Origin of the sequence: Bradyrhizobium sp. LTSP885 (assembly GCF_000938305.1) — a bacterium.
Taxonomy (GTDB): Bacteria; Pseudomonadota; Alphaproteobacteria; order Rhizobiales; family Xanthobacteraceae; genus Bradyrhizobium.
Genome location: NZ_JYMT01000003.1, coordinates 154,350 through 173,332, shown reverse-complemented (window position 1 = coordinate 173,332; position 18,983 = coordinate 154,350). Strand labels below are relative to the sequence as shown.

19 protein-coding genes are annotated in these 18,983 nt (G+C 64.9%); 8 read left to right on the top strand and 11 right to left on the bottom strand.

Translation table 11 applies throughout. The features are described 5' to 3' along the window. Nucleotides 1–94: 94 nt before the first annotated feature. Genes UP09_RS02115 through cobS form a run of 4 tightly spaced genes read right to left on the bottom strand, consistent with a single transcriptional unit; the run spans nt 95 to nt 4,509 of the window. Nucleotides 95–1,198 carry an esterase-like activity of phytase family protein gene (locus UP09_RS02115; RefSeq protein WP_044536356.1) on the bottom strand — a complete coding sequence of 368 codons (1,104 nt, stop codon included), beginning with the start codon at nt 1,196–1,198 and terminating at the stop codon, nt 95–97. A 3-nt stretch (nt 1,199–1,201) separates the two neighbouring features. Then, nucleotides 1,202–3,100: a cobaltochelatase subunit CobT gene (gene cobT / locus UP09_RS02110; RefSeq protein WP_044536354.1), complete on the bottom strand. Its 1,899-nt coding sequence runs from the start codon at nt 3,098–3,100 to the stop codon at nt 1,202–1,204. Beyond that, nucleotides 3,097–3,507 carry a GNAT family N-acetyltransferase gene (locus UP09_RS02105; RefSeq protein WP_044536353.1) on the bottom strand — a complete coding sequence of 137 codons (411 nt, stop codon included), beginning with the start codon at nt 3,505–3,507 and terminating at the stop codon, nt 3,097–3,099. The genes cobT and UP09_RS02105 overlap by 4 nt, the downstream gene beginning before the upstream one ends. A 3-nt stretch (nt 3,508–3,510) precedes the next feature. Continuing rightward, the gene (gene cobS / locus UP09_RS02100; RefSeq protein ID WP_044536352.1) at nt 3,511–4,509 is read right to left on the bottom strand and encodes a cobaltochelatase subunit CobS; all 999 of its coding nucleotides are present in this window, start codon (nt 4,507–4,509) and stop codon (nt 3,511–3,513) included. Nucleotides 4,510–4,799: 290 nt separating this feature from the next. On the opposite strand from cobS, the gene UP09_RS02095 reads away from it, so the two are divergent. Then, a complete protein-coding gene (locus UP09_RS02095; RefSeq protein WP_044536351.1) occupies nt 4,800–5,462 on the top strand; it encodes a DedA family protein in 663 nt (220 codons plus the stop codon). A 17-nt stretch (nt 5,463–5,479) separates the two neighbouring features. Here the strand turns inward: UP09_RS02095 and UP09_RS02090 are convergent, their stop codons facing one another. Continuing rightward, on the bottom strand, nt 5,480–6,703 hold the full coding sequence (locus UP09_RS02090) for a citrate synthase family protein (RefSeq protein WP_044536350.1): 1,224 nt from the start codon (nt 6,701–6,703) through the stop codon (nt 5,480–5,482). A 76-nt stretch (nt 6,704–6,779) separates the two neighbouring features. Between UP09_RS02090 and UP09_RS02085 the strand changes: the two genes are divergently transcribed. Next, complete coding sequence (locus tag UP09_RS02085) at nt 6,780–7,874, top strand: citrate synthase/methylcitrate synthase (protein ID WP_044536349.1); 1,095 nt, start codon at nt 6,780–6,782, stop codon at nt 7,872–7,874. Nucleotides 7,875–8,038: 164 nt separating this feature from the next. Here the strand turns inward: UP09_RS02085 and UP09_RS02080 are convergent, their stop codons facing one another. After that, a complete protein-coding gene (locus UP09_RS02080) occupies nt 8,039–8,680 on the bottom strand; it encodes a J domain-containing protein (protein ID WP_044536348.1) in 642 nt (213 codons plus the stop codon). Between the two features lie 108 nt (nt 8,681–8,788). On the opposite strand from UP09_RS02080, the gene UP09_RS02075 reads away from it, so the two are divergent. Next, nucleotides 8,789–9,064, top strand: coding sequence for a BolA family protein (locus UP09_RS02075; protein WP_044536347.1), 276 nt, complete (start codon nt 8,789–8,791; stop codon nt 9,062–9,064). Between the two features lie 157 nt (nt 9,065–9,221). Continuing rightward, complete coding sequence (locus UP09_RS02070; RefSeq protein WP_245301735.1) at nt 9,222–9,665, top strand: hypothetical protein; 444 nt, start codon at nt 9,222–9,224, stop codon at nt 9,663–9,665. 175 nt (nt 9,666–9,840) lie between these two features. Here the strand turns inward: UP09_RS02070 and UP09_RS02065 are convergent, their stop codons facing one another. Genes UP09_RS02065 through UP09_RS02055 form a run of 3 tightly spaced genes read right to left on the bottom strand, consistent with a single transcriptional unit; the run spans nt 9,841 to nt 12,949 of the window. After that, nucleotides 9,841–11,151: an HlyC/CorC family transporter gene (locus UP09_RS02065; RefSeq protein WP_044536345.1), complete on the bottom strand. Its 1,311-nt coding sequence runs from the start codon at nt 11,149–11,151 to the stop codon at nt 9,841–9,843. A gap of 23 nt (nt 11,152–11,174) precedes the next feature. Beyond that, entirely contained in the window at nt 11,175–12,320 is a 1,146-nt protein-coding gene (gene aroB, locus UP09_RS02060) for a 3-dehydroquinate synthase (protein ID WP_044536344.1), read from the bottom strand. After that, nucleotides 12,317–12,949, bottom strand: a complete 633-nt coding sequence (locus UP09_RS02055) for a shikimate kinase (RefSeq protein WP_044536343.1) — start codon at nt 12,947–12,949, stop codon at nt 12,317–12,319. Before UP09_RS02055 ends, aroB begins: the two co-directional genes overlap by 4 nt. A gap of 143 nt (nt 12,950–13,092) precedes the next feature. Between UP09_RS02055 and UP09_RS02050 the strand changes: the two genes are divergently transcribed. The 4 genes from UP09_RS02050 to UP09_RS02035 all read left to right on the top strand — a co-directional run bounded on the left by UP09_RS02050 (nt 13,093) and on the right by UP09_RS02035 (nt 17,052). Beyond that, complete coding sequence (locus tag UP09_RS02050; protein WP_016843561.1) at nt 13,093–13,239, top strand: hypothetical protein; 147 nt, start codon at nt 13,093–13,095, stop codon at nt 13,237–13,239. Between the two features lie 17 nt (nt 13,240–13,256). Then, nucleotides 13,257–14,240 (top strand): site-specific tyrosine recombinase XerD, encoded by a 984-nt coding sequence (xerD, locus tag UP09_RS02045; protein WP_044536342.1) that lies wholly within the window; start codon nt 13,257–13,259, stop codon nt 14,238–14,240. Between the two features lie 168 nt (nt 14,241–14,408). Beyond that, nucleotides 14,409–15,371, top strand: coding sequence for an acetyl-CoA carboxylase carboxyltransferase subunit alpha (locus UP09_RS02040; RefSeq protein ID WP_044536341.1), 963 nt, complete (start codon nt 14,409–14,411; stop codon nt 15,369–15,371). Between the two features lie 229 nt (nt 15,372–15,600). Continuing rightward, entirely contained in the window at nt 15,601–17,052 is a 1,452-nt protein-coding gene (locus tag UP09_RS02035) for a L,D-transpeptidase family protein (protein ID WP_044536406.1), read from the top strand. A gap of 405 nt (nt 17,053–17,457) precedes the next feature. On the opposite strand, the gene UP09_RS02030 is transcribed toward UP09_RS02035, so the two are convergent. Both UP09_RS02030 and UP09_RS02025 read right to left on the bottom strand, forming a co-directional pair. Further along, complete coding sequence (locus UP09_RS02030; RefSeq protein WP_044536340.1) at nt 17,458–18,543, bottom strand: nickel/cobalt efflux transporter; 1,086 nt, start codon at nt 18,541–18,543, stop codon at nt 17,458–17,460. A gap of 4 nt (nt 18,544–18,547) precedes the next feature. Further along, nucleotides 18,548–18,826: a metal/formaldehyde-sensitive transcriptional repressor gene (locus UP09_RS02025; protein WP_044536339.1), complete on the bottom strand. Its 279-nt coding sequence runs from the start codon at nt 18,824–18,826 to the stop codon at nt 18,548–18,550. Nucleotides 18,827–18,983: the final 157 nt, after the last annotated feature.

The following is an 18,983-nucleotide window of genomic DNA, read 5'->3' as shown; positions in this document are numbered from 1 at the left end:
GGTGCTGACAACATAGAGGCGGTGCGTGCGATCACCAACCGCCCGCCGGAGCGGCCGGGACGCAGGTCAGCAATGCGGTAACGGCGCCCCCGCCCTAACCTCGCTCCACCAGCGTGAACTGCAGCAGCAGATTGCGCTGGATCAGGGAGAAATTGTCGTCGGAGACCATGGTCAACACGGTTTCGCCCTGCTCCGTGACATGGGCGTCGATGCCTTCCATGTTGTCGATCTCGTTGCTGAGATCGGCATTGAAGATATCAGGACCGTCGACGACGGCACCGGGCGCGATCTCGGACAGCGTGAGACGGCGAATGCGGATGCCAATGCCGCCGAGCCAGGAGAATTTCCGCTCCAGGATCAACAGATCGCCCGACGGCAGCAGCACGGCGTCGCTGATGTCGAAATTTTCGGTGCGGCGCACGCTGAACTGGCCGGGCGTCTTGCCGCCGACCAGGAAGGCGATGAGATTGCCGTTGGCATCGAGCCCGCGCTCGGACATCGCGATCAGCGTGCCCGCAAGCGGCAGCCCTTTGGGCGATTCCTTGGACGATTCCTTGGGCACGAAGACCAGCGCCTCGAGCCCCTTGTTGGAGGGAAGTTTGCGCGCTGCCGGCGGCAGCGGCACGACCTCGCCGGATGCGCGCGTGAAGCCCTTGGCGAAATCGTATCGTAGCACCTGGTTGACGCGCTCGAGTCCGACATAGGCGATCGAGCCATCGAGCGCGAGCGATTCGGAATCGTACCAGCCGCGCGTGATGATCGGTTTGCCGTCGGGCCCGAGCAGCGGCGCGGCTTCGACATCGTCGAGCCCGGTCATCTCGCGGCCGCGATAAACGATGCGGCCGGTGAACCACGTCCCCTTGTCGCTGAGCGAAATGAAGCGTTCGCCCTTGGCATCGAGCCGCAGCGCCGACAGGCCGCCGAACGCGGAGAACGGCGAGGTCAGGATCAGACCGCTGCGATATTCCAGCGAACCGAACCGCACCCGCGAACGATCGCGGATATCGAACGACGGCAACGGCCGCGCCTTGACCTCAATCGAAACAGGCTCGTTGATGGAATATGGGCTGGGTTTGGCGGCTGGCTTCGGCGGCGGCTGCGTTGCGCTCTGTGCCCACGCAATATCCGGCAGCGCGGCGGCCGAAAGGGCCGCCGCCGCATCCCACAGGACGCGGCGGCGGCTAGGAGTTGAGCGCATGTCTCACGAGTGGAGCCGGCGCCGGGAGCCCTGTGCAGGCGCGGCCCCGCTGGTCTCGCTGAACAATTCGGCGAGCTTTTCTGTGATGGCGCCGCCGAGTTCTTCGGCGTCCACGATCGTGACGGCGCGACGATAATAGCGAGTGACGTCGTGACCGATGCCGATCGCGATCAGCTCGACCGGCGAGCGGGTCTCGATCTCCTCGATGATGTGGCGCAGGTGCCGCTCGAGGTAATTGCCGGGATTGACCGACAACGTGGAATCGTCGACCGGCGCGCCGTCGGAAATCATCATCAGGATCTTGCGCTGCTCGGAACGCCCGAGCAGGCGCTTGTGCGCCCAGTCCAGCGCCTCGCCATCGATGTTTTCCTTCAGCAGCCCCTCGCGCATCATCAGGCCGAGGTTCTTGCGCGCGCGACGCCAGGGGGCATCGGCGGATTTGTAGATGATGTGGCGGAGATCGTTGAGGCGGCCGGGATTGGCCGGCTTGCCGGCGGCAAGCCACGCCTCGCGCGACTGCCCGCCCTTCCAGGCGCGGGTGGTGAAGCCCAGAATCTCGACCTTGACGCCGCAACGCTCCAGCGTACGCGCCAAGATGTCGGCGCAGGTAGCGGCGACCGTGATCGGGCGGCCACGCATCGAGCCGGAATTATCCAGCAGCAAAGTCACCACGGTGTCGCGGAACGTTGCCTCCTTCTCATGCATGAAGGACAACGGATGGTGGGGATCGGTGACCACGCGCGACAGCCGCGCCGGATCCAGGATGCCCTCTTCGAGGTCGAACTCCCAGGCGCGATTCTGCTGCGCCATCAGGCGGCGCTGCAGGCGGTTGGCGAGCCGCGCCACGATACCCTGCAGATGCGCGAGCTGCTTGTCGAGATAGGAACGCAGCCGCTCGAGCTCATCATGATCGCAGAGATCCTCGGCTGCGATCACCTCGTCGAACTTCGGCGCGAAGGCGTGATATTCCGGCCCGCGCGGCTCGTTGGCGCCGCGCGAATTCGGCCGCGTCGCTTCCCCCGGCGTTTCGTCGTCGCCGAGTTCGCCGTCGTCGAAGGTGTCGCTGGTGGAGGCCTGCGCGCTTTCCATCGCGCTTTCGCTCATCTCGTCGGCCGTCGCCTGCGCCTGGTCGGCGCTCATCTCCTGCGCGGCATCGGAATCGGGCGAGCCCTCGGCGCCGGACTGATCGTTCTCGCCGTCCTGGTTCTCGTCCTGGTCGTCGTCATCGTCGCTGTCCATGTTGCGGTCGTCGCCGAGGTCGAGCGCCGACAGCAAATCATGCACGAGGTCGCCGAATTTGGCCTGGTCTTCGGCAAAGCGGCTCAACTTGTCGAGCCGCGTGCCGATCTTGTCCTCCAGCGCCGGACGCCAGAGATCGACCATCTTCTTCGCAGCCGCAGGCGGCGCCATGCCGGTGAGGCGCTCGCGCACCAGCATTGCCAACGCATCCGACAACGGCGCGTCGGCGCGGTCGGTGATCTCGTCATACTTGCCGCGGTGGAAATGATCGTCGAGCATCGCGGTGAGGTTCTTGGCAACGCCCGCCATCCGCCGCGAACCGAGCGCCTCGACGCGCGCCTGCTCGACCGCCTCGAACACGCCGCGGGCCTGCGGATTGCCGGGCATCAGCTTGCGATGCACCTTCGGATCGTGGCAGGCGATCTTCAGCGCGATCGAATCGGCGTGACCGCGCACGATCGCGGCATCGCGCTTCGTCATCTTGCGCGCCGGCTCCGGCAACCGCGCCTTGCCGGGCGCGAGGCCCGGCCGCTCGGCGGCGAAGGTGACTTCGAGCTCAGGCTTCTTCGCGATCGCCTTCAGGCACGCGGAGACCGAGCGCTTGAACGGCTCGGTCGGCGCTTCCTTTGATCCGGGACGGAATTTGATATTGGAGGTTGTCATAGCGATTTCGTAAGCCAGTGGCGCGTGACGCCGCCGGGATACCCCTCAATCGAGCCAAACTCTTCATAGCCGTTGGCGCGGTAGAAACCCGGCGCCTGGAAACTCATTGTGTCGACATAGGCACGAACAGCCCCAAAGCGCCGCGCCTCGTCCTCGATCGCCTTGATCAGTTTCCCGCCAAGACCCTTCTTGCGAAACTTCTGATCCATCCAGAAGTACTGGATGAACAACACCGCGGTCCACAGTTCGCCGATGATGCCGCCGACGATCTCGTTGCCTTCGCGCAGCGAGATGGCGAAGCGCTTGTATTTCTGCTTCCCCATCTTCTCGTCATTGTAACGGCCCAATCCGCCGAGCACCGCCTTCTTCGTCTGGGTCAGTGTGCGCTCGACGGAGATTTTCGGCATGGGCTAGCTGAGCGCCACGTTGACGGAGGATTCCGGCAGCTCGACGTTGAAGCAGCGCTGGTAGAACTCGGCGACCAGCGGCCGTTCCAGTTCGTCGCACTTGTTGAGGAAGGTGACGCGGAACGCGAAGCCGATGTCGTTGAAGATGTCGGCGTTCTCCGCCCAGGTGATCACCGTGCGTGGGCTCATCACCGTCGACAAATCGCCATTGGCGAAGGCGTTGCGGGTGAGATCGGCCAGCCGCACCATCTTGTTGACGATGTCGCGGCCTTCCTGCGTGCGGTAATGATGCGCCTTCGCCAGCACGATCTCGACTTCCTCGTCATGGGCGAGGTAGTTCAGCGAGGTGACGATCGACCAGCGGTCCATCTGGCCCTGGTTGATCTGCTGGGTGCCGTGATAGAGGCCCGAGGTGTCGCCGAGACCGACCGTGTTGGCGGTCGAGAACAGGCGGAACGCCGGGTGCGGCTTGATTACCTTGTTCTGGTCGAGCAGGGTGAGCCGGCCCGAGACTTCCAGCACGCGCTGGATCACGAACATCACGTCGGGGCGGCCGGCGTCGTATTCGTCGAACACCAGCGCGATGTTGTGCTGCAGCGCCCAGGGCAGGATGCCGTCGCGGAATTCGGTGACCTGCTTGCCCTCCTTGACCACGATCGCGTCCTTGCCGACGAGATCGATACGGCTGATGTGGCTGTCGAGGTTGACGCGCACGCAGGGCCAGTTGAGGCGCGCCGCGACCTGCTCGATGTGGGTCGACTTGCCGGTGCCATGATAGCCGGTGACCATCACGCGGCGGTTCCTGGAGAAACCGGCAAGGATGGCGAGCGTGGTGGCGCGGTCGAAGCGATAATCGCTATCGATGTCCGGCACGTGCGGATCGACTTCGGAATAAGCGGGAACTTCCAGGTCGGTATCGATCCCGAAGACCTGCCGAACCGACACCTTCATGTCGGGCAAACCGACGGGTTCCTGCGCTTTGGTCTGGACGGCGGTCGTCATTCATCCTCCGAGGTCCCGGGCGTTTCCCGAAACCAGATTTGTCGTTTGGCTACGGATTGGGTGCTAAGCATAAGCCTAGCAGAGAGCAACGGCTGGCAGAAGCCCGCGGGCTAATCAAAGTTCCGTTGTTCAATCATGAAGATAGGGGCGGACCTCGGTTTTTGGAAGGCTGCCCTGCAAATCACGCCGTACTTTCGCCGCTCCGTCCCAGAGACCTCCCCGCTTGGCACTTTTCACCCCGGCGGGGAGTTGTTAGGTCTGCAATCGCGCCACCGCCACACAGGATTTTTGTGACTTCTTTCCTTGACCCCTTGATCGCGTTCGTTTCGGCCCATGCCTGGCTTGCCTACCTCACGCTGTTCCTCGCCGCGCTGCTGGAAGCGGTCCCGGTGGTCGGCTCGCTGGTGCCGGGCTCGACCATCATCCTGGCGCTGAGTGCGCTGGTGCCCGGCGGCGAACTGAAGCTGTGGCCGGTGCTCGCGGCCGCCGCAGCCGGTGCGTTGCTCGGCGACGGCACCGCCTACCTGATCGGCCATCGCAGCCAGCGCGAGATTCTCTCGGCCTGGCCGCTGTCCAATTACCCTGGCGTGGTCGCGCAGAGCGAGGCCTTTTTCAACCGCTGGGGCGGGCTCGCAGTGTTCTTCGCCCGCTTCGTGCCGCCGATCCGCGCCTTCGTGCCGATCACGGCAGGCGCGCTCGATATGCCGCCGGCGCGCTTCTACGCCATCAATATCCCCGCGATCCTGCTCTGGGCGCCGGCGCATGTGCTGCCCGGCGTGCTCGCCGTGACCGCGTTGCACGACTATGCCGGCCTGCCGCATCATGAGCATATCGGCAAGCATCTCTGGATGTTTGCGGTCGCGGGCGGTGCCGTGATCCTCGCGCTCGCGGTCTGGACCATCCGCCGCCGTAACGGCGGCGGCCTGATCGAGCCGGCCAAGTCTGCGAAATAGCCTCCGCAAAATAGCCGTCAGAGGCTGTTGGTCGTTCCACTGCGGCCGGGCGCCGGGCCGACATAACGCGCACGGGGCCGGATCAGCTTGCCGTGCTGGAGCTGTTCGCTGGCATGCGCGATCCAGCCGACGCAGCGCGCCATCGCAAACAGCGCCAGCTCGCTGCCCGCCGGCATTCTCAGAGCGTGCACCAGCACGGCCAGCGCGTAATCGATGTTGACGAACTCGCCGGTCGCTTCCGCGATCCGCTCCGGCACTTCCCGGGTGAATTTGCGCGGCGCGCCGGCGCGCGTCAGTGCCTCGAGCAGCGAAATCGCGCGCGGATCGCCCTTTTTGTAGACGCCGTGGCCGAAGCCGGCGAAACGTTCGCCCAGCGCGACGCGCTCGCGGATCACCGGGGCGACGTCATTGTCGATCAGCGTCCTGACCAGGTGCGAGGCGAGCACGCCAGCACCGCCATGCTTCGGGCCCTTCAGCGCCACGAGGCCCGCGATGATTGCGTCGTAGAGATTGAGGCCGGTCGACGCCGCGCAGCGCACGGTGAAGGTCGAGGCATTCAGCTCGTGATCGGCGAGCAGTACCAGCGCGCGGCGGATCAGGTCGGGCGCGTGCTTGTTGCCTGATATCCAGACCCGCGCGACCTGCTCATGCAGCGGATCTGCCGATGTCGGCGCGTTCAGCATGGTTGCGACCAGGAGCCGCAAAATCCGGGCACCAACCATCGCGCGGCCGTCGGGCGCGCGGGTGAACGCCCCGGGATCGGCGCTCGCCGCCAGCGCCAGCACCGCGACCGTCCGGTCAATCGGCGCAGCGCGGCGCGCGGCCTCCGCGATCGCGCGCATCTCGTCGGAGATGTGCGGACAATTGTCCGGAGCGAACGGATCGACGCCGGTGACGTCCCACAACAGCGTCGCGGTGTGCTCCAGCGTGTCCCGCTCAGCGAGATCGACGCAGTTCACACCGCGATAGATCGGCCCCTGTTCGGTGATGGTCGCGATCGCCGAATCCATCACCGGCAAATCCGCGTCGAAATTCCGCAAGCCGCGCGGCTCCGGCGAGGGCGCACGGCGCTCCTTCAATCCCCTGATGTCTTCGGCGCGGTAGCGATGGCTGCGCGAATCCGGCGACGGCTCGGAGCGGATCAGCCCGCGGCTGACATAGGCGTAAAGGGTCGCCGGCGAGATCGCGAGTTCGGCGGCGGCTTCCGGGGCGGAGAGGTAAAGCGCGGGCGATTTTTTCATATTGATTTATATAATCAAGATTGATCAACTCGTCGAGAGGCCCGATCTTTCCAGATGTGAAACAGGAGATCGGGCCATGAACATGCTTCTCACCAAGAGCCAGATCGGTCTGGACGGCGTTCCCGCCGCCGAGACCGTGTTGAGCCATGTCGACGGCGAGCGCGGCGAGCTCATCATCGCCGGCGAGCACGTCGCCGACCTCGCGGGCAAATCCGGCTTCGAGGGCGTCACCGCGCGGCTCTGGAACGGCGGCACCGGGACGACGCTGAGCGAGGCCAATGTTCGCGCCAGCCTCGGCGCTGCCCGCGAACGGGCGTTTGCGCGCCTGCCGGATTTGCTGCCGGCGACGCGCGGCATGTCGATCGTCGACGGTTTCCGCGCCGCGATCGCCGGACTGCGCGGCGAGAACGGGCTCGAGCATGAGGCGACCATCGTCGGCGCCTTCCCGGTGATCGCGGGTGCCCTGGTGCAGCGCGCCAAGGGACACGATCCGATCGCGCCGGATGCAAATATCAGCCACGCCGCCGATACGCTGCGCATGCTGCGGGGCCTCAAGGTCGAGCCGCGCGAGGTCGCCGCGCTGGATGCCTATTTCGTCACGGTCTGCGATCACGGCATGAACGCCTCGACCTTCACCACGCGGGTGATCGCGTCGACCCAGGCAGACCTGTTCGCTGCCGTCACTGGCGGCTATTGCGCGCTGACGGGTCCGCTGCATGGCGGCGCGCCGGAGCCGGTGCTGGAAATGCTCGATGCGATCGGCACGCGTGAGCGGATCAAGCCCTGGGTCGACGACGCGCTGGCGCGGGGCGAACGGCTGATGGGGTTTGGCCATCGCGTCTATCGCGTGCGCGACCCGCGCGCCGATGTGCTGAAGGTTGCGATCGAGCGTCTCGAGACCGACGGTGCCGACCTTCCTTTTGCCGGCGAGGTCGAGGCCTATATCCGCGCAGCACTGCGGCGGAAGAATCCGGACCGGCCGCTCGAGACCAATGTCGAGTTCTTCACCGCGATCCTGCTCGACGCGCTGGCGATCCCACGGCAGGCCTTCACGCCGATCTTCGCGACAGCCCGCGCCGCCGGCTGGACCGCGCACGCCAGGGAACAGCAGCGCACCGGACGGCTGATCCGGCCGAGTTCGTCCTATGTCGGGGTAATGCCGAAGAGCTAAATGAAAGTCGACAGCGGAGCCACACTCTCCGCCGTCGTCCCTGCGAAAGCAGGGACCCATACGCCGCGGCCCATCAATCGGGCGATCGGGCAGACATCTCGTGTGAGCAATAGCTGCCGGTGGTTATGGGCCCCTGCTTTCGCAGGGGCGACGACAGCGAGAGATCAGGCCTCGCGCACCACGGTCTTCAGGTAATTATACGCCTTGATGATCTCGATCAGGCGATCCTCGGTGGAGCGGTCGCCGCCATTGGCGTCGGGATGGTGCTGCTTGACCAGCGCCTTATATTTCGCCTTGACGACGTCGAGCGTCGCGCCGGCGCCGAGCCCCATCACCTGCAACGCCTTGCGCTCGGCGTTCATGACCTTGCGCACTTCCGGCTTGGGCTCCTGCGCGCCACCCGGACCGGGCCGCCAACGGCCGCGGCCGTTGAGCTCGGAGAACATGTGGAACGGATCGGACCCGGCCTCGATATCGCCTTCGCCCTTCTTGGCGCCATTGGCCCCCATCTTCCAGGTCGGACGATGGCCGGTCAGCGCATCCTTCTGGTAGCGCGCGACGTCGTCCGGATTCATGCCCTGGAAGAAGTTGTAGGACTGGTTGTACTCGCGGACGTGATCGAGACAGAAGTGCCAGTACTCGCGCGAGTTCTCACGGCCCTTCGGGGCGCGATGCGCGCCCTTGTTCTGGCACCCTGCCCACTCGCAAGCGACCGCCTCTGCGCCGGCCTGCGCCTGACGCTTCGCACTCACCTTGGTCGGCTTGATGCGAATGGAGTCGAAGAATTTGGATGAATCGATCGCCATGCTCTCTTTGACTACGCAATGCACAATTCTTCAAGTCTTGACATTGCGCAGACCTCGTTTCCCGCTGCACCATTGACGAAAAGCCGTCGCGAACGTAATGCCGCCAACATGAGCACCAAAGACGCTATCATAAACAAGTTGCGTGAAGCTTTCTCGCCGGAAAGCCTCGACGTCGTCGATGAGTCACATCTGCATGAGGGCCACGCCGGCCACAGGCCGGGCGGCGAGACGCACTTTCGGCTATATATTGTGTCGCTGGCCTTCGAAGGGAAGACCCGGATCGAACGTCACCGCATGATAAATACGACGCTGACGCAGGAACTCGCCGGCTCCGTGCACGCGCTGGCAATCCATGCACACGCACCCGGGGAAAAGCGGGGCTAGTTCGCGCCTGCCTCAAGACGCCGCAGCGGTTTTGATCTATTGAGATGAGATGCCACCGGCGATGGACCCGCTCCACAAGGGCGGTCGGTTTTGGATCACGTCGCCACCGATTTGATGGGGCCGCTTGATGATCCCTCGCTTGATAATCCCTCGTTTGATGATCCGTTGGGCACGCTTCCGGTCGATCGCTGCCGCCGGCCTGCTGCTGATACCCGCAACCCTTCCGGCCTCGGCGCTGGACATGCCGAGCCCCTTTGTTCAGGAAGTGTTGATCAAGAGCATCCTGGTATCGCTGAACGATGCGGTGGCATCAGACAATTTCACCGTGTTCCACGCCAAGATCTCAAAGCCGTTCCACGACCAGTTTCCGCCGGACAAGTTGAAGACAATCTTCAAGGATCTGGTCGACAAGCACGCGGTGTTCGATGCCGTCGTCGCCAAGCCGATCATTCTCGACGAGGACGCCAAGATCGATGAGAAGGGCGTGCTGCAGTTGAAGGGCCATTTCGACACCACGCCCAAGCAGGTGAAGTATCAGCTCGGCTTCTTCCCCTCCGACGGCGCATGGAAGCTCTCGGGCGTCTCGATCGACATCGAGTAGCACTGGCTCGCCTATCAGACCCGTCATCCCCGCGCAAAGGCTTCGCCTTTGTCGCTGGAGGAGCGCGTCTTCGCGCGTCTCGAAGGATGCACGGCCCGGCTGGTGGCCGTCGACCCTTCGAGACGCTGCTTCGCAGCCCTCAGGGTGACGGACCTAATCGACTACGTGGCTTGAACTAGAACGCCGTGCCGGCTCGCTTCGGCTTCTTCTCATCGAGTTCGGCCCCCTCGCGCGGCACCGCGACGATGCGCAACGCGGTGATGCGGTTGCGCTCGCGGCGGAGCACGCGGAAGCGGAAACCGTGGAAGGTGAAGCTCTGGCCGCGGTCGGGGATCGACCGCGCCTCGTGGATCACGAGACCGGCGACCGTGGTCGCCTCCTGGTCCGGCAGGCGCCAGTCCATCGCGCGGTTGAGATCGCGGATCGGAACCGAGCCGTCGACCACGACCGAGCCGTCGGGCTGGGCGCGTACGCCGGCCACGACGACGTCATGCTCGTCGGAGATGTCGCCGACGATCTCCTCCAGGATGTCCTCCAGCGTCACCATGCCTTCGACCTCGCCATATTCGTCGACAACGAGGGCGAAGTGGGTCTTGCGGCGGCGGAACGCCTTCAACTGCTCGGAAACCGGGCGCATCTCCGGCACGAACCAGGGCGGCAGCGCGATCGCCGAGGCATCGATCCCCGACATGTCGCCTTCGTTGGCGCGGATGGCGCGCAGCAAATCCTTGGCGTGCAGCACGCCGACGATGTTCTCCGGCTTCTCCCGCCACAGCGGGATGCGGGTGTATTCGCTCGCCAGCACCTCGCGCACCAGTTCCTCCGGCGGCAGGTCGGCATTGACCGTGGTCATTTCGGTGCGGTGGACCATGACGTCCGAGACCTGCAGCTCGCTCAGGTCGAGGAGGCCGCCGAGCATGTCGCGGTCCTGCTTCTCGACCTTGCCCTCGTGATGCAGCAGGTCGACCGCACCGCGCAGTCGTTCGGTGGGCGACAGAATCGCCTGATACGCACCGATCTTGATGCCGAGCAGCCGCATCAGGACGCGGACGATGGCCTCGATGACGGTCAGGAGTGGACCGAGCACAAAGACCGTCAGCCGCATCGGCCGCGCCACGGCGAGCGACACCCGCTCCGGCGCGTTGATCGCGACAGTCTTGGGCAGCACTTCCGCGAAGATCACCACCAGCACCGTCATCACGCCGGTGGCGTAGAGCACGCCGACGTCGCCGAACCATGCGGTGAAGATGCCGGTTGCGAGCGCGGAGGCGCCGATATTGGCGATATTGTTGCCGAGCAGCAGCGCGCCGATCATTCGCTCGCGCACGGCCATCAGGCTGGACACGAGGGTGGCGTCGCTGTTGCCCTGTTTCGACAGCCGTAACATGCTGGCGCGCGAGGCGCCCGTCAGCGCGGTTTCACTCGCCGAGAAGAAGGCGGAAACCAGCAGGCAGCCAATGACGATGCAGACGGTTATCCAGTCCAACTTCGTTCACCCGAACGTTGTGCCTAGTGCCTCGCCAGCTTGACTTGCAGGAAGTCGCGCACCAGCGACGGCTCGACATTGTTGGCGATCACGGCGCGACCGACCGCCTCCAGCAGGATGAAGGTGAGCTTGCCGCGCTTGACCTTCTTGTCCTGCGCCATCAGCGCCAGCAACGCGTCGGCATCGGCGAGGCCCTCCTGGGTGAAGCCCGCGATATCCTGCAGGCGCGTCGGCAATCCTACCGCGGAAAGATGACGCGCGATCCGCGCCACATCGTCGGCCGGGATCATACCCAGTTGCGCGGAAAATTCCGCCGCCAGCACCATGCCGACCGAGACGCCCTCGCCATGGAACAGGCGGTCGGAGAAGCCGGTCGCGGCTTCCAGCGCATGGCCGAAGGTGTGGCCGAGATTGAGCAGCGCGCGCTCACCGGTCTCGCGCTCGTCGCGGGAGACGATCGCCGCCTTGGCCCGGCAGGACGTCGCGATCGCATGCTCGCGCGCCGCGCCGCCTACGACGATATCGGCGTGATTTGCCTCGAGCCAGCCGAAGAAGGCCTCATCGCCGAGGATGCCATACTTCGCGACCTCGGCGTAGCCGGCCCGGAACTGGCGCGGCGACAGCGTGTCCAGCACCGACGTGTCGGCGATCACAAGCACCGGCTGGTGGAACGCGCCGATCAGGTTCTTGCCCTGCGGCGAGTTGATGCCGGTCTTGCCGCCGACCGAGGAATCGACCTGCGCGAGCAGCGAGGTCGGCACCTGCACGAAATCGACACCGCGGCGCAGGATTGCCGCCGCGAAGCCGGCGAGATCGCCGACCACGCCGCCGCCGAGCGCGATCACGAGATCATTGCGCTCGATCTTCGCCGCGATCAGCGCTTCGCTGACCTGTGACAGCCCGGCATAGCTCTTCGAGCCCTCGCCTTCCTCGACGACGATCCGCGATGTCGGAATGCCGGCAGCAGCGAGCGACGCCTCGGTCGGCTCCAGCCAATGCTTTGCAACCGTGCGGTCGGTGACGATGGCGGTGCGCACGCCGGGCCGCAGCGCGGCGACGCGCGCGCCCAACGTCTGCAGCACGTCGCGGCCGATGACGATGTCATAGGCGCGATCGCCGAGCGCGACGTCGACCGTTACAGACGCGGAATGTTTCAGGGGCGCAGTCATGAGGTCGTGTTCAATCCATCATGTGTTGGTTCGATGGCCGGAGGCGTGCCGCCGAGATGCGCGTGCAGGGCCTCGAGGCATTCGTCGACGATGCGGTCATGCGGCACGTCGCGCGAGGCGATCGTCAAATCGGCATTTTGATAGACCGGCTCGCGCTCGACGAGCAGGCGATTGACCGTCGCCTCGGGGTCGGTGGTCTGCAGCAACGGACGGTCGGCGCGGCGGCGGACCCGGCGCATGATGATATCGGAATCGGCCTTGAGCCAGATCGATATCGCTCGCTCGCGGATCCGGTTGCGGGTCTCCTCGCGCATGAAGGCGCCGCCGCCGGTTGCCAGCACGACCGGCCCGCTATCGAGGATACGCGCGATCACCCGCGCCTCGCCGTCGCGGAAATATGGCTCGCCATGGGTCTCGAAAATCTCCGGGATCGACATCCGATGCGCCGTCTCGATCTCAGTGTCGGCGTCGGTAAATGGCAGCCGAAGCCGCGCGGCCATCCGCCGGCCGATGGTCGACTTGCCCGCCCCCATCATGCCCACCAGCACGATCGACCGCAGCCCCAGCGCGGCCGCGATGTCGGCCTCCAGGGTCGGGTTGGTCGTTACAGGTACGGCGGTTTCGGACATCAAAAAGCTCTGTTATCGGACGATTTGCCGGATTTCGAGCCACCTATACTACCGCCGGCGATACCGTTACCAGCGACTCTTGCAACGGCGCGGGGAACATGTTGGATGATTTCATTGGTTAATTTGCCCCCCGAGCCGCCTCCATGCCCAGCCTGTTCCGCTTCCTGACGGTCGTCGCCGTGATTTTCGGGATCGGCTATGGCATCGTTTTCGCGCTGGCAAATTTCGTGCACCCGAAGCCGCGGGAAATGACGGTGACCATCCCGCCGGATAAGTTCCTCAAGAAATAGCCGCTATGGTTCCTGGCATGAGCGCCAAGATTCCTGCCAGGACCTCCGCCAAGACCACTGACTCCAGCCTGATCGCGCTGTTCCTCGACATGCTCGCCGCGGAACAGGGCGCCGGCGCCAATACGCTCGACGCCTACCGGCGCGACCTCACCGATTTCTCCGACTTCCTCGCCCGATCCAGTCAAGGCTTCGTCGGCGCCGACACCGAGGCGCTGCGCGGCTATCTCGCCGACCTCGACACGCGCGGCTTCAAATCGACAAGCGTGGCGCGGCGGCTGTCGGCGATGCGGCATCTTTATCGTTTCCTGCTCAATGAGCGGATCCGCAGCGACGATCCGGCCGCGATTCTATCGGGCCCGAAGCGCGGCCGCGGCCTGCCCAAGGTGCTGTCGATCGCAGACGTCGACCGCATGCTGACGCGCGCGCAGGAGCTCACCCGGACCGACGTCTCGCCGGCGCAGCGGCTGCGGGCGCTGCGGCTTTATTGCCTGCTCGAAGTGCTCTACGCGACGGGCTTGCGCGTCTCCGAACTGGTGTCACTGCCATCAGCCGCCGCGCGGCGCGACGCGCGGATGATCGTGGTGCGCGGCAAGGGCAACAAGGAACGGCTGGTGCCGCTCAATGACGCCTCGCGCCAAGCGATGGCGGATTATCTGGCGGCGCTCGAGGTGATGAAGCCGCAAGAAAAGCAAGAACAGAAAGCCGCGCCGTCGAAATGGCTGTTTCCGTCCTTCGGCGAGAGCGGCCATCTGACCCGGCAGCATTTTGCCCGCGACCTCAAGGAGCTTGCAGCCGCTTCCGGCCTCGCGCCGCGGCTGGTCTCGCCGCATGTGCTACGCCACGCCTTTGCCAGCCATTTGCTGCACAACGGCGCTGACCTGCGCATCGTGCAGACCCTGCTCGGCCACACCGACATCTCGACCACCCAGATCTACACCCATGTGGTCGAGGAACGGCTGAAGAGCCTGGTCCGCGACCTGCATCCGCTGGCGGAAAAATAACGGCCGCCTTGACTTCGGCGGCATCTCCGCAGAAAGAGCGTCACCTGCCCGCGACCGTGAAGCGTGCGTTCGGCTCGAATACACGTTAACCAATTGAAGTTGTGAGACTTCTCTGTTATCCGCCGAAACCGCTTCGCCCCTCGCACCGTTCCTCCTTATATTGAGTTGATGGCCGACCCGATGCGCAGCTATCTCGACTTCGAAAAACCCGTCGCCGAGCTTGAATCCAAGATCGACGAGTTGCGCGCGCTTGCCGCCTCGGGCAGCGACATCGGCGACGAGGTCGCACGGATCGAGGACAAGGCAGCGCAAGCGCTCACCGAGCTCTATGCCAATTTGACGCCGTGGCAGAAGACGCTGGTCGCGCGCCATCCGCAGCGCCCGCACTTCTCCGATTTCATCAACGCGCTGATATCAGAATTCACGCCGATGGCCGGCGACCGCAAATTCGCCGACGACGAGGCGCTGATCGGCGGCTTCGGCCGTTTCCGCGGCGAAAGCATCTGCGTGGTCGGCCAGGAAAAGGGCGCCACCACCGAGAGCCGCATCAAGCACAATTTCGGCATGGCGCGGCCCGAAGGCTATCGCAAGGCGGTGCGGCTGATGGAGATGGCCGACCGGTTCGGCATTCCCGTGCTGTCGATCGTCGATTCCGCCGGCGCCTATCCCGGCATCGGCGCCGAGGAGCGCGGCCAGGCCGAGGCGATCGCGCGCTCGACCGATGCCTGCCTGTCGCTCGGCGTGCCCAATGTCGCGATCATCACCGGCGAAGGCATGTCGGGCGGCGCGATCGCCATCACCACCGCCAACCGCGTCCTGATGTTCGAACACGCGATCTACAGCGTGATCTCGCCGGAGGCCGCGTCCTCGATCCTGTGGCGCGACGGCACCAAGGCGCAGGAAGCCGCCAACAGCATGAAGATCACCGCCCAGGACATGCTGCGCTTCGGCGTGATCGACCAGATCCTGAGAGAACCCGCCGGCGGCGCCCACCGCGACGCGGCGGCCATGATCGCCACCACCGGCGACGCGATCGCCCAGGCCTTCGGCGACCTACGAAATCTTGATCCGGACGCGGTTCGCAAGCAGCGGCGGCAGAAGTTCCTCGATATCGGCCGGAAGCTCGGCTAGCCGGCCCGGAACGGGGTGGATTTTTCCCCAAATCGGCCAATTTGGCCGCAATTAGGCCCAGAGGCGGGTCTTTAACGTTCCTTGAACCATGCCCGCTACCATGGCGGCGGGTAACCTCTGTTCGGGTTGCGAGCAGGGGGGCCGAAGGCTAATATTTTAGACAATGGCTTCAGGGCATATTCGCCGTGTTGGGGTCGCGAAGATTGCCCGGTGGGTGTGGAGCTTCGACTTGATTCATCGCACGCTCGTTCGCGCGCTTGTCACCTCCGCCGCTCTCGCGGTGAGCGTGCTGCTGGCCGGCTGTGACACTGACCAGGTCTCGCTCGCCACCAACGCCAAGGCCAACCAGCCGGTGCCGCCGAAGCTTGTCGCCGCCATGCTCGAGAAGGACATGGACATGCAGTCGCCGATCCTGGTGCGGCTGTTCAAGCAGGAGGCAGAGCTCGAGGTCTGGAAGCAGGACCGCTCCGGCCGCATGGCGCTCCTGAAGACCTATCCGATCTGCCGCTGGTCCGGCGATCTCGGCCCGAAGGTGCGCGAAGGCGACCGCCAGGCGCCCGAGGGGTTCTACTCCATCAACCCCAGCCAGATGAATCCGCAGTCGGCCTATTACCTCTCGTTCAACACCGGCTATCCCAACGCCTTCGACAAGGCGCTCGGCCGCACCGGTTCGGAGCTGATGGTGCATGGCGACTGTTCGTCGCGCGGCTGTTACGCGATGACCGACGAGCAGATCGCAGAAATCTACTCGCTCGGCCGCGAGTCTTTCTTCGGCGGCCAGCGCGCGTTTCAGTTTCAGGCCTATCCGTTCCGGATGACGCCGGTCAACATGGCCAGGCACCGCAACAACCCGAACATGCCTTTCTGGAAGATGATCAAGGAAGGCTACGATCATTTCGAGGTGACGAAGCAAGAGCCGAAGGTCGACTTCTGCGAGAAGAAATACGTCTTCGACGCGGTCAAGGACCCGAACGCGACGCGCGATCCGGTGTTTAACGCGTCCGCGAAGTGCCCGGCCTATGTGATCCCCGACGAGATCGCGAGCGCCGTGCGCGAGAGGGAGCAGCAGGACGCCGCCGAGACCGCGAAGCTGATCGCCAAGGGCACGCCGGTGGCGCGCCTCAACACCGGCATCGACGGCGGCATGAACGCGGTGTTCGCCTCGAAGATCCCGGAAGGCAACACCGGGCTCTCCGAAGGCGGCGACAGCCAGAGCCTGCAATCGATGTCGCTGGCACGTGCCCCCGGCACGATCCCCGGAACGGTCAATCCGCCGCGGCCGAAGCTCGAAGCCCAGCCGGAAGAACCGGTGGTGGCGACGACGGCGTCAGCGACACCGACACGCGTTGCGACGGCGGCGCCCGCCGGCCAGTCCGAAGGATTCTTCTCCAGCTTCGCCCGCAAGGTCGGTATCGGCGGCACCGCCGATGCGACCCCCGCGTCCGCCGCCCCCGCACCGGCGAAGCCGAAACTCGCCGAGGCAAAACCCCAATCGGTGGTGCGCGTCGCACCGAAGCCCGCGACCAAGCAGGCCGCCAAGCCGGCACTCAAACCCTCGGTCACCGATACCGCCACGTCCGCTCCGGCGGCGCCTGCCGCCGCGACCGGCACGCAGCTCGCCGGCTCTTCTCCAGTGGTGCAGTCGAACTCGTTCGACACCCGCTTCTCGGCAATGAAGTAGGCGCGGCCCTTCGTCGTCCCGGCGAAGGCCGGGACCCATAGCCACCGAATTAAGTTGCAAGAGAAGCCGATGCCGCTTGTGCCTTTTCCGAGGGCCGCGGCGTATGGGTCCTGGCTTTTCGCCAGGACGACGGGGATGGGTATCGATTCACCACCCATCAACAGCCGTTGCTGTCGTCACCCGCGCATGGCGCACAGCCAAAATATCGAAAACAACCCCATGCAAAGTAGTCGGCCGGTGCCGGCGCTCGACACGAATACTTGACATGTCGGGCAAATCAGCGACATTATTCCATTATTCCGAAATCGCGCCTCGCCCCTGACTATCGCATATGGCGTTTGCGCCCGGGCCGTTCTGCTCACCTCACTGCTTCGCGATTCCTGTTCGCTCCGATTTCGTCCCGCCCTAGATCGCGCTGAAACCCAGCCATCCCGTGTAGAGCCCGACGAGGACGATCAGCGCCGCCGAAGCATAGGGCGCCTGGCGCGCGAAGCGGCTGAAGCCGGTCCAGCGGCGCTCGATGTGGCGCAGGCTCAGCGCGGCCAGCACGCCGGCCGAAACCATGGTGATCGCGAGGCCAATCCCGAAGCACACGACCAGCGTGAAACCGAGGCTGAACTGCTTGAGCTGGATGCAGAGCAAGAGCACGGTGATCGCCGCCGGGCACGGGATCAGGCCGCCGGATAGTCCGAACAGCACGATCTGCCAGGTCGTGACCGTCCGTCCCGCAAAGCGCTTGCGGATGTCGGCGGCATGCGCGCGGGCGTGGGCGTCGTCCTCCTCGCCGAGGTTCATGTGAGAATGGTCGTGGTCATGTTCCTCGAAGCTCGTCTCGAACGCTTCGGCACGTCCGCGCAGCGACAGCCTCGCCTTGAAAGCGTGGGGCTCGGGTACCTCGTCGACGCTTTCAAGAAATCCATCGCGGCTGACGAAGCTGAAGGATTGCCTCACGCCGTCCGGCCGCAACGTGTCCAGCACGATCGCTTCCGGCGCCGGCAGCAGACCGCGTTCGGCGCGAACACGCCAGCGCGGCGGCACACCGTCCTCGAATATCTCGAGCGTGAGCACGCCGTCGCCGGTTGCGAATTGGATCACCTCGTCATGGTGATGATGATGATCGTGGTCTTGGTCAAGATCTTGGGCGTTCTGCTCGCGCCAGGTCCGCCACGCCATCCAGATCGCGATGCCGATGATCACGACGGCCGAGGCGATCTGGAAGTACGCCTCGCTCTGTTCGCCGCTCCACTGCCGCCCGAAATACAAGCCGCCGAGCGCCACCGCCCATACGATCGCCGTATGCGAGATCGCAGCCGAAAGGCCGAGCAGCGCCGCCTGCAGCACGGTGCCGCGCACCGCGATGATGAATGCTGCCATCATCGTCTTGGAGTGGCCCGGCTCCATGCCATGCAGCGCGCCAAGCAGAATGGCGCTCGGCACGAACAGCCACGCATGCGCCGAGCCCTGCTGTAACAGTTCGGAGAGTCCGGTCATGGCTTCACTTCAGGTAAGTGCGGACGACGTCGATCAGATCCGCGGCGCCTTGCGCCTTCTCCGGATCCTTCTCATGCGCGGGATCGACGACGTGATGACGGATATGGTCCTCGAGTAGCTCGGCAGTCAGCCCGTTCACCGCGCCACGCACCGATGCGACCAGCATCAACACGTCAGCGCAGCCGAGCTCGGACTCGAGCGCACGCTCGACCGCTTCGATCTGCCCCTTGATGCGCCTGACGCGGCCGACGAGCTTCGACTTGTGCTTGATGGTGTGCGACATGAACCTAGTATAGGGGGGTACCCTATTCTGATCAAGTCGCAATTGGCATCCGGGCCACGCCCTCACTCCATGGGAGCCTGCCTGCGGGGCAGACGGGGGTGCGAACGTCCCTAACCGTTCGCAAGGATGGCTGCCCAGATTGGCGGCAGGCGCGGTC